Annotated in this window: 7 protein-coding genes and 1 pseudogene; 5 read left to right on the forward strand and 3 right to left on the reverse strand. The window is 71.8% G+C overall.

The annotated features are described in order from the left end of the window. Positions 1 to 754, forward strand: a 754-nt coding sequence (locus AX737_RS11050) for a chemotaxis protein CheB (protein WP_066921285.1), incomplete at its 5' end; no start/stop codon positions are given. A 60-nt stretch (positions 755 to 814) separates the two neighbouring features. Beyond that, positions 815 to 4,342, forward strand: a complete 3,528-nt coding sequence (locus AX737_RS11055; RefSeq protein ID WP_308445265.1) for a CheR family methyltransferase — start codon at positions 815 to 817, stop codon at positions 4,340 to 4,342. A gap of 27 nt (positions 4,343 to 4,369) precedes the next feature. Here the strand turns inward: AX737_RS11055 and AX737_RS11060 are convergent, their stop codons facing one another. Continuing rightward, a complete protein-coding gene (locus AX737_RS11060) occupies positions 4,370 to 4,564 on the reverse strand; it encodes a hypothetical protein (protein ID WP_156453657.1) in 195 nt (64 codons plus the stop codon). Between the two features lie 296 nt (positions 4,565 to 4,860). Here AX737_RS11060 and AX737_RS11065 point away from each other — a divergent pair, with 296 nt between their 5' ends. After that, positions 4,861 to 5,178 carry a hypothetical protein gene (locus AX737_RS11065; RefSeq protein WP_066921288.1) on the forward strand — a complete coding sequence of 106 codons (318 nt, stop codon included), beginning with the start codon at positions 4,861 to 4,863 and terminating at the stop codon, positions 5,176 to 5,178. A 17-nt stretch (positions 5,179 to 5,195) separates the two neighbouring features. Here AX737_RS11065 and AX737_RS11070 read toward each other — a convergent pair whose 3' ends face one another. Continuing rightward, positions 5,196 to 7,157, reverse strand: coding sequence for a CoA-transferase (locus tag AX737_RS11070; RefSeq protein ID WP_066921290.1), 1,962 nt, complete (start codon positions 7,155 to 7,157; stop codon positions 5,196 to 5,198). A gap of 431 nt (positions 7,158 to 7,588) precedes the next feature. On the opposite strand from AX737_RS11070, the gene AX737_RS11075 reads away from it, so the two are divergent. Beyond that, entirely contained in the window at positions 7,589 to 8,773 is a 1,185-nt protein-coding gene (locus AX737_RS11075) for an MFS transporter (RefSeq protein WP_066921292.1), read from the forward strand. Between the two features lie 20 nt (positions 8,774 to 8,793). Here the strand turns inward: AX737_RS11075 and AX737_RS11080 are convergent, their stop codons facing one another. Next, entirely contained in the window at positions 8,794 to 9,066 is a 273-nt protein-coding gene (locus AX737_RS11080) for an usg protein (protein WP_066921295.1), read from the reverse strand. Between the two features lie 244 nt (positions 9,067 to 9,310). On the opposite strand from AX737_RS11080, the pseudogene AX737_RS11085 reads away from it, so the two are divergent. Then, positions 9,311 to 9,662: pseudogene (locus AX737_RS11085) on the forward strand (hypothetical protein); the annotation flags it as partial.

A 9,662-nucleotide genomic window follows, 5' to 3' on the forward strand; every position in this document is an offset into this window, starting at 1 on the left:
GATCCGGCTCGGGCGGGGCCCGCGCGAGAACATGGCCCGCCCCTCGATCGACCCGCTGTTCCGCTCGGCCGCCGCGACGTACGGCCCCCGGGTGATCGGCGTGATCCTGAGCGGGCTCCTCAACGACGGCGCGGCCGGGCTCGACGCCGTGCGGCGCTGCGGAGGCGTCGCGATCGTGCAGGATCCGGCGGACGCGATCGTCGACGAGATGCCGCGGAGCGCGCTTGCCGCGGTCGCGGACGGCCTCAGGGTGCCGAGCGCCCGGATCGGGGACCTGCTCGCCGACCTCGTGGGCGAGCAGGCGGGCCCGCGCCCGCCCGTGCCCGCCGGGATCCGCCTGGAGGTCGAGATCGCGGCGGGCGAGCGGATCGACAGCGCCGTGCTGCGCCGCGTGGCCGACCCGGTCGCCCTCTCCTGCCCCCATTGCGGCGGCGTCCTCTCGGAGGTGCGGGACGCCCGGCCCCTGCGCTTCCGCTGCCAGGTCGGGCACGCCTACACGGCGGAGGCGGCGGCCAAGGCCCAGGAGGGAGCGGTCGACGAGGCGATGCGGGTGGCCCTGCGCATCGTCGGCGAGCGGGCGGAACTCGTCGCCCGGATGGCCGCCGAGGCGCGCGGGACCGGCCGTCCCGCCGTCGCCGAGATGTACGCGGCGCGCGCGGCCGAGTATCGGGATCACGCCGAGACGCTGCGCCGCGCGGTGCTGGGAGCGGGGACGGCCCGATCCTTCGACCAGGACAGGGCTTCCGAGACCTGAACCGCGGGCCGGGCGCTTCGATGGGCGCGGGCGGCCCGCGCCGCAGGATGGGAAACGGACGTGGCGAAGACACCGGCGTCGCAGGCTGCCCCTGAGGGCGCGAGCGTCATCGTGGCCCTGACGGGCGCGGCCGCGGACACCGCCGCACTCGAGTACCTGCTGACGCGCCTGCCGCTCGCCGGCGCCGCCGTCGTGGTGATCCTGCAGAACCGCGAGGCGCTCGATCCGGCGCGCCTCGCCCGCCTCCTCCGCGAGAGCGGACGCGACCTCGCCGAGATCGTGGACGGGGAGCCGGTCCTGGCCGGACGGATCTACCTGCCGGCGGCGGGCGTCCTCGTCGCCGTCGAGGCGGGCCGCTTCCGGGCCGCCGTGCCGGAGCGGGCCGCCGGCCACGGGGGCACGATCGACAGCTTCCTGGTCTCCCTCGCCCGCGCCGCGGACGGCCGCAGCATCGTGGCGGCCCTCGGCGACACGGGCGAGGACGGAACCCTCGGCTTCAAGGCCGTGAAGGAGGCCGGCGGGCTCACGCTCGCGGAGGAGACAGCCGCGATCCGCGCGGGCGACGTCGGCGCCGGCACCATGCCGGCCGCGCTCGCCGACGCCGTCCTGCCCATCGAGGCGCTCGCGGCGCGACTGGCCGCCTACATCCGGCAATCGGACCGGCAGGAGCCCGGGTCCGAGACCGATATGGCGGCGCTCGCCGGCATCGCGGGGATGCTGCGCGACCGGACCGGGCACGACTTCCACGGCTACAAGCCCGGCACCTTCCTGCGCCGGGTACGGCGCCGGATGCAGGTGGTGCAGCGGGAGGAGATCGGAGACTACGTCGCCTACCTGCGCGCCCAGCCCGAGGAGGTGCAGCAGCTCTTCGACGACCTCCTGATCGGGGTGACCCAGTTCTTCCGCGACGCGCGCGAGTTCGAGGTGCTGGAGCGCGCGGTGATCCCGCAGCTCTTCGCGGGCAAGGGGCGCGACGACCAGATCCGGATCTGGGTGGTCGGCTGCTCCACGGGCGAGGAAGCCTACTCGCTCGGCATCCTGCTGCGCGAGCACATGGCGCTCCTCGCGGAGGCGCCGCAGGTCCAGATCTTCGCGACCGACCTCGACGGGCGGGCGCTCGCCGCGGCGCGCGCGGCGCGCTACGCCGACACCGTGGTGCGCGAGGTCGGCCCGGAACGGCTCGCGCGCTGGTTCGTGCGGGAGGGCAACACCTATTGCGTGGTCAAGGAACTGCGGGAGATGTGCATCTTCTCGCAGCACAGCATCATCAAGGACCCGCCCTTCTCGCGCCTCGACCTGATCTCCTGCCGCAACCTGCTGATCTACCTCGGCACCGACCTGCAGGCCCGGCTCATCCCGGTGTTCCACTTCGCGCTGCGGCCGGGCGGCTCGCTCTTCCTCGGCACCTCCGAGAACGTGTCGCGGCACGCCGACCTGTTCGCTCCCGTCGAGAACCGCGTCCGCATCTTCCGGCGCCTGCAGACCCACGCGCGCATCCTGCCCGACTTCCCCCTCACCACGGTCCGCCGGCCGGACCCCGACGGGGTGCGGGCCTCCGACCGGGCGCAGCGCCTCGAGGCGAGCCTGGCGCGCCAGGCCGAGCGCCTCGCCGAGCGCCACGCGCCCGCCTACGTGATCGTGGACGAGGCCTGCACGGTGCTGCACTTCTCCGGCCACACCGGCCGCTACATCGATCCGGCGGGCGGCGCCGCCACCCTGAACCTGCTCCAGCTCGCCCACCCGGACCTGCGGCTCGACCTGCGCACGGCGCTGGAACGGGCGATGGCGGACCGGTGCGCCGCGCACGCCGAGGGCGTGCGCATGGGCATCGACGGCCACCGCCGCGCGGTCGATCTCGTGGTGGAGCCGCTCCAGGACGAACCGGGCCGGCCGACGCGCTGGTTCGTGCTGTTCAAGGACGGCGCGGCGCCGCCGGACACGGGGCCGGGATCCGATGCCCTCCTCCCGGGACGGAGCGCCTACACACAGGGCCTCGAGGCGGAGCTGCGCACCACGAAGGACCGCCTCCAGGCGACGATCGAGGAGCTGGAGAGCACCAACGAGGAGTTGAAGGCCTCCAACGAGGAGTACCAGTCCCTCAACGAGGAGCTGCAATCGGCCAACGAGGAGCTGGAGACTTCGAAGGAGGAGCTACAATCGGTCAACGAGGAGCTGACCACCGTCAACGGCGAGCTCGGCTACCGGGTGCAGGAGCTGGGACGCATCAACAGCGACCTCAAGAACTTCCTGGAGAGCACGCAGATCGCGACGATCTTCCTCGACAACGAACTCCGGGTGACGAACCACACGCCCGCGGTCACCGAGATATTCCACCTCGTCGAGTCCGACGTCGGCCGACCGATCGCCCACATCAAGTCGCGCATCGCCTACGAGGAGATGCTGGACGACGCCCGGCGCGTCCTGCGCACGCTGGGGCCGGTGGAGCGCGAGATCACCGGCTCGACCACGGGCGCGCGCTACATGGTCCGGGTGCTGCCCTACCGCAGCGTGGACAACTTCATCGCGGGCGTGGTCGTCACCTTCGTGGACATCACCGCCCGCAAGCTGGCCGAGGAGCGCCAGCAGGCGAGCGAGCGGCGCCTGCGCGCCCTGGTGGAGGGCATGCCCCAGCTCGTCTGGCGCGCCGTGGACGGCGGGCGCTGGCAGTGGACCAACTCGCAATGGTGCGCCTACACGGGCCTGACCGAGGCCGAGAGCCGCGACCACGGCTGGCTCCGGGCCCTGCACCCGGACGACCGCGCCCCCGTGCTCGCGCACTGGCGCGAGGCCGAAGGAACCGGGCTTCTCGCGATGGAGAGCCGGATCTGGCAGGGCGAGAGCGGCCTCTACCGCTGGTTCAAGATGTGCGCGACCGCGGTGCGGGACGAGCGCGGCGCGATCGTGGAATGGCTCGGCACCTCGACCGACATCGACGACCTCCGCCAGCTCCAGGAGCAGCAGGAGGTGATGGTCAACGAGTTGCAGCACCGCACCCGCAACCTGATCACCGTGGTGCGCTCCATCGCGCACCAGACCATGGCGTCGAGCGAGACGCTCGACGCGTTCCGGGCCCGCTTCAACGACCGGCTCGGCGCGCTCTCGCGGGTCCAGAGCCTGCTCTCGCGGGCGGAGGAGGAGCCGATCACGCTGCGTGCCCTGATCCGCACCGAACTCGACGCGCTCGCGGCGACGGGGATGCGGGACCGCGTCAGCGTGGAGGGACCGGACGTGTCCCTGCGCAAGGCCAGCGTGCAGACCCTGGCGCTCGCCCTGCACGAACTGGCCACCAACGCCCGCAAGTACGGCGCGCTGGCCGTGGAGGACGGCCAGCTCAGCGTGCGCTGGCGGACCTACGCGGACGAGGCGGGCAGGCGGCGCCTCGCGCTGGAATGGACGGAGCAGGGCATCGCCCCGAGCGCCGTCGCGGGCGGCGAGGTTCACAGCGGCTACGGACGCGAGCTGATCGAGAAGGCGCTGCCCTACGCGCTCGACGCGCGCACGCGCTACGAACTGCGCGCCGGCGCGCTGCGCTGCACCGTCGACCTGCCCCTGGAACGCCGCCGGGGCGACGCACCCGGAGAGCCGTGATCCGACGCGACCGGCGCGCGCGAGCGCTCAGCGCGGGCAGTCGCCGAAGCGGCCGCACAGCTCCTCCGGCACGAAGCGGACATGCGGGATCGGGCCGGACACCGCCTCCGCATCGACGGCCTTCGACGCCGCCTCCGAGGTCGGCGGATCGGTCAGGATCGTCAGCCAGAACGCGGCCGTGGCGAGCGCGAAGGCGGCGAGGAAGAGCGTGAGCCTCGACATCGGCGACACTCCCGAGGGACGAGAGGACGACGATGCACGATCCGCTCCGGGCGCACATGCCCCGAACGGATGAGAGCCGATGATCTCGCGCGTACAGTGCCAGATGAGATCCGGACCATGACTGACTTCTGGCATACCACATTCGCCAAGACTGGCATCGATCTTCACGACAGCGCGAGATCATGCTTCCGCTTGACTTAGAACTTGACGCCCCTGCCGGTCACTGCTCATCTCACGAGCCTCTGGAAGAGCCCGACGCTCCGGGACGCGGGAGCGCCGTCGGATCGGAGGCGCGCATGGAATCGACGCCGAGTTCCGCCATCGCAGAGATCGATCGCTACATCGAGGAAGGCAGCCGGCTCATCGCCCGGGCGGAAGCCTGCCGGCAGAGCCTGGCCGCGCGCGGTGCCCGGCAGGGCCACCTGCTGATGGCCGCCAGGACCATCACGGCGATGGGCCGCGTGCAGGCCACCTTGTTGCGGCAACGCAGGATGCTCCAGGAGGGCGCTGCCCTGCCGACGGCCGAGCGCGCGGCCGTCGTCGTGGTCGCGCCCCCCGGCCGGCCCTGGTGGGCGCTGATCGGGCGCCGGAAGGCCGAGGCCCGCCCCACCTGAGGGGCGCCTTCCGCCGCTCAGGCGGCGGAGGCGGTGAGGCCCCGGCTCTCCGCGTGCTCCAAGAAGGCGTGCGCCTCCTCCTTGCGCTCGAAGATGTGGGGCGCGAGCCCGCGCCGGCTCAGGGCCTCCTGCATCTTCAGGCGCAGGAACGCGCTCGTCGCGTAGCGGGTCGTCGTCAGGTAGTGGTAGGCGCAGAGATACTCGATCATCTCCGCGTAGGCGTCGTAGAGGTTCTCGCTGATGCGGAACCCGTCGTGGTTGACCACCGAGTTCACCCGCTGCCCGGCCTTCAGGCAGGCGGTCTCCAAGACCTGCCGGAGGGCGTCGATGTCGCCCTTCGAGCGCACCTGCCAGCCTTCCAGGTTCACGAAGAGCAGGTTGCGGTCCTTGTCGTAGCTCACCCGCTCGGCGAGGTTGAGGTTGAGGAGGTCGGCCAAGAGCTCCATCGGCTCGTCCCGGAAGATGCGCCGGTCCATCGGGATCGGATTCTCGATCACCGGCATGAAATCCATGTGGGCGAGGATGTCGCGGCCGATGTCGATGCCGGGCGCCACCTCGATCAGTTCGAGGCCGCGCTTCGTCAGGTTGAAGACGCAGCGCTCCGTCACGTAAAGTACCGGCTGGCCGCGCTCCTGCGCGAAGGGACCGCTGAAGGTGTTCTGCTCGACGGTCGCCACGAACTTGCGCTGGCGTCCCTCCTGCAGGATGCGCAGGCGCCCGTCCTCGACCTTCACCGCGAGGCCGCCCGCCGTGAAGGTGCCGGCGAAGACCACCTTGCGGGCGTTCTGCGAGATGTTGATGAAGCCGCCGCAGCCGTTGAGGCGCCCGCCGAAGCGGCTGGTGTTGACGTTGCCCGCCCCGTCGCACTCGGCCATGCCGAGGCAGGTCATGTCGAGGCCGCCGCCGTCGTAGAAATCGAACATCTGGTTCTGGTCGATGATGCAGTCGGCGTTGGTCGCCGCGCCGAAGCTCGATCCCGAAGCCAGCACGCCGCCGACCGCGCCGGCCTCGGTGGTGAGCGTGATGTAGGGGGTGACCTGCTCCTCCGCGGCGACCGAGGAGATGCCCTCGGGCGCGCCCACCCCGAGATTGACCACGCCGTTCGGCGGCAACTCGAAGCTCGCGCGCCGCGCGATGATCTTGCGCTCGGAGAGCGACATCTTCCTGATGCCGGTGACCGGCACGCGGATCTCGCCCGCGAGCGCGGCGTCGTGCATCACGCCGTAGTTCATCCGGTGCTGCTCGGGCTCGGCCACCACCACGCAGTCGACGAGCATGCCGGGCACGCGCACGTCCTTCGGCTTGATCGAGCCCTGCTCGACGATGCGCTCGACCTGGGCGACGACGATGCCGCCGTTGTTGCGGGCCGCCATCGCCTGGGCGAGGTTGTCGAGCGTCAGGGCCTCCTTGGACATGCAGAGGTTGCCCGAGGGGTCGGCCGAGGTGCCGCGGATGAAGGCCACGTCGATCTTGGTGGCGGTGTAGAACAGCCACTCCTCGCCATCGACCTCCACGAGCTTGACGATCTCGTCCCGGGTCACGCTGTTGACGCGCCCGCCGCCGTGACGCGGATCGACGTAGGTCTTCAGCCCCACCTTCGTGAACAGGCCCGGCTGGCCGGCCGCGCAGGCGCGGTAGAGCTGCGAGATCACCCCTTGCGGCAGGTTGTAGCCGAGGATCTTGTTCTCCTGCGCGGCCTGGGCGACCTTCGGCATCCGGCCGAAATTGGCCGCGATCACCCGGCGCAGCAGCCCGTCATGGTGCAGACGGCCGGTGCCGAGCCCTTTGCTGTCGCCCGCACCCGCCGTCATGATCAGGGTGAGGTCGCGCGGAGCGCCGCTCTCGACGAAGCGCTTCTCCAGCGCGGCGTGGAGCGCCTCCGGGATGCAACTCTGGACGAAGCCCGTCGTGGTCACGACGTCGCCGTCGCGGATCAGGGCGATGGCCTCGTCGGCGGAGATGACCTTGTTCTTCTTCATGGGCGTCGTTGTCCGTCCCTGCCGCCCCCTTCGGAGGTCGTTGACGGCCGCTCCTCCCCAGGTCGCCCTTGGCGGGTCTCCCTCGGCGCTGCCGGCGGGCTCGGGCTGCCGGCGCGCGCGTGCGGGGGCGCGGCGCGGCCGGCGCCTGTTGCTTCGAAGCCGCGGGCCCCGCGAAAACGCGGATCCCGGCGCGGATTCGGTCGAGCCAGTCTTGGGCAGAGTACGAGCGGCGACCGAACCCCTGCAACCGAAGATTATTTGGGAAGCCTTTGAATTTCCCTGAGCGATGACTGCACCGCAACATATTCCTGCATCTGGTATTCCAGTCGATCGTACCGGAGCTTGCCCCGACGGACCTATCCAGCGGCCGGCACCGCGCGTAACGCTGCCGGCCGGTCTGGGGCGCCCGGGCCGCGAACGCCCGTGAGAGCATGACGCCCGCATCCCGCTCGACCACCCGCCTGATCCTCGTCCTGGCGGTGGCGGGCTTCGCCAGCACCTTCGCGGGCCGCTCGGTGGAGCCGCTCGTCGGCGTGCTGGCCCGGGACCTCGCGAGCGACCCGCACCGGGCCGCCCTGCTCTCGACCGCCTTCGCGCTGCCCTACGCCCTGATCCAGCCCGTGCTGGGACCGATCGGCGACGCGCTCGGCAAGGAGCGGGTGATGACGGCCTGCCTCGCGGTGCTCGCCGGGGCGCTGGGCGCCTGCGCTCTGGTCTCCGACATCGACCTGCTGTTCGGCCTGCGCATGCTGGCGGGGGCCGCCGCGGGCGGGGTGGTGCCGCTGGCGCTGGCGCTGCTCGGCGACCGCGTGCCGATGGAGCGGCGCCAGGTCGCGATCGGGCGCTTCCTCGTGGCGATCGTGCTGGGGCAGCTCTCGGGCTCGACCTTCGCGGGCCTGCTGGAGGCCGAGATCGGCTGGCGCGGCGTCTTCGCCACGACGGCCCTGGGGGCGGCCTTGGCCGTCTGCGCGACCGGGCTCGGCTTCGAGCGGGGCCTGGGCGCCGCCGCGCGCCGGCCGGATTTCGGCACGGCGCTGGTCCGCTACCGCACGATCATCGCCAACCCGCGGGCGCGGGTGCTGTTCTGCGCCGTCTTCGTCGAGGCCATCGCGGTGTTCGGCATCTTCCCGCACCTCGCGCCGCTGATCGAGGCGCGGGGCGAGGGCGGCCCGCGCGAGGCCGGGCTCGTGCTCGCGGGCTTCGCGGTGGGCAGCCTGATCTACTCGGCCCTGGTCGGCGTCCTCGTGCGCCTCCTCGGCCTGCGCATGCTGGCAGCGGGCGGCGCGGTCTGTGCCGGCGCCCTTCTGGCCATCGGTCTCGCCGGCACCTGGCAGGCCGACTGCGCGGCGATGGTGGCGATGGGGCTCGGCTTCTACATGCTGCACAACACCTACCAGGTGCAGGTGACCGAGGTGGCCCCGCAGGCCCGCGCCTCCGCGGTGGCGCTGCACGCCTTCTCGTTCTTCTGCGGGCAGGCGCTCGGCGTCGCGCTGATCGGGGGCGCGCTCCAGGCGGTCGGCCAGCTCTGGGCCCTCGCCGCCTGCGCGGTGGCCATCCTGGTGCTCGGCCTCGTGACCGCGCACCGCCTCGCCAAGCCCGCTCCGCGCGTGGCCTGAGGCGGTCCGGGACGCGGCCCTCAGTGCAGGTGGAACTCGCCGTTGACGGCGCGCAGCTCCGCCGGCCGGATCAGCCGACTGTGGGCCACCCGGACCGCGTGCAGCCGCCCCTCGATCGAGTCCTGCCAGAAGGCGAGGAAGCGCCGCAGCTCCGGAAAATCCGGGCAGAGGTCGTGGTTCTGCCAGACGAAGCTCTGCAACAGGTGCGGATGGTCGGGCATCCGGTAGAGGATCTCGGCAGTCGTCAGGCTGTAGCCCTCGAGCTGGCGACGGAAGGCGGACGACACGCTCATGGATCCTCGCTCCCCAAATCCGGCCGACCGAGCTTGACCCGCAGCCGCGACTCGATCAAGAGAGCGCCGGAAGGATTACTGTATTATTTACAATATCTTAGCACTCGTTAGCCGGCACTGCTGCCAGACCTTGCGGCGCGGCGGACACGCCATCCACACCGCTTATGCGGCGTGACCCCGACACAGCTTCCGCCCCGCCCGGAATCGCGGCACTCTGGGCCACGGTCAACCGGAGGTTCGGGGCTTGGCAGAAGGCTTGGCACGCGGAGCGCTCGGCCGGTCGCTGCTGCTCGCGGGCGCGCTCTCGGTTCCCCTCGTGACGCCGGCGCGCGCCGAGATCGCGATCTCGGCCGCGAAGATCACGGGCGGGGAACTCTGGGTCCTGGGCTCGACCGGGGAGACCGACGCCGAGATCAGCCTGGACGGGCAATTCACCGGCCGCACGGACGGGCGCGGGAACTTCGAGTTCCGGGTGATCTACCATCCGGCGAGCTGCATCGTGACCCTGCGGGTGCGCCAGCAGGAGCAGCGCGCCGTGGTCGGCGAATGCGGCCAGCAGGGCCCGCCCGGCCCGGCGCCCGCCGCCAGCACCGTCG

The organism is Methylobacterium sp. CCH5-D2 (assembly GCF_001556475.1).
Classification (GTDB): Bacteria; Pseudomonadota; Alphaproteobacteria; order Rhizobiales; family Beijerinckiaceae; genus Methylobacterium; species Methylobacterium hispanicum.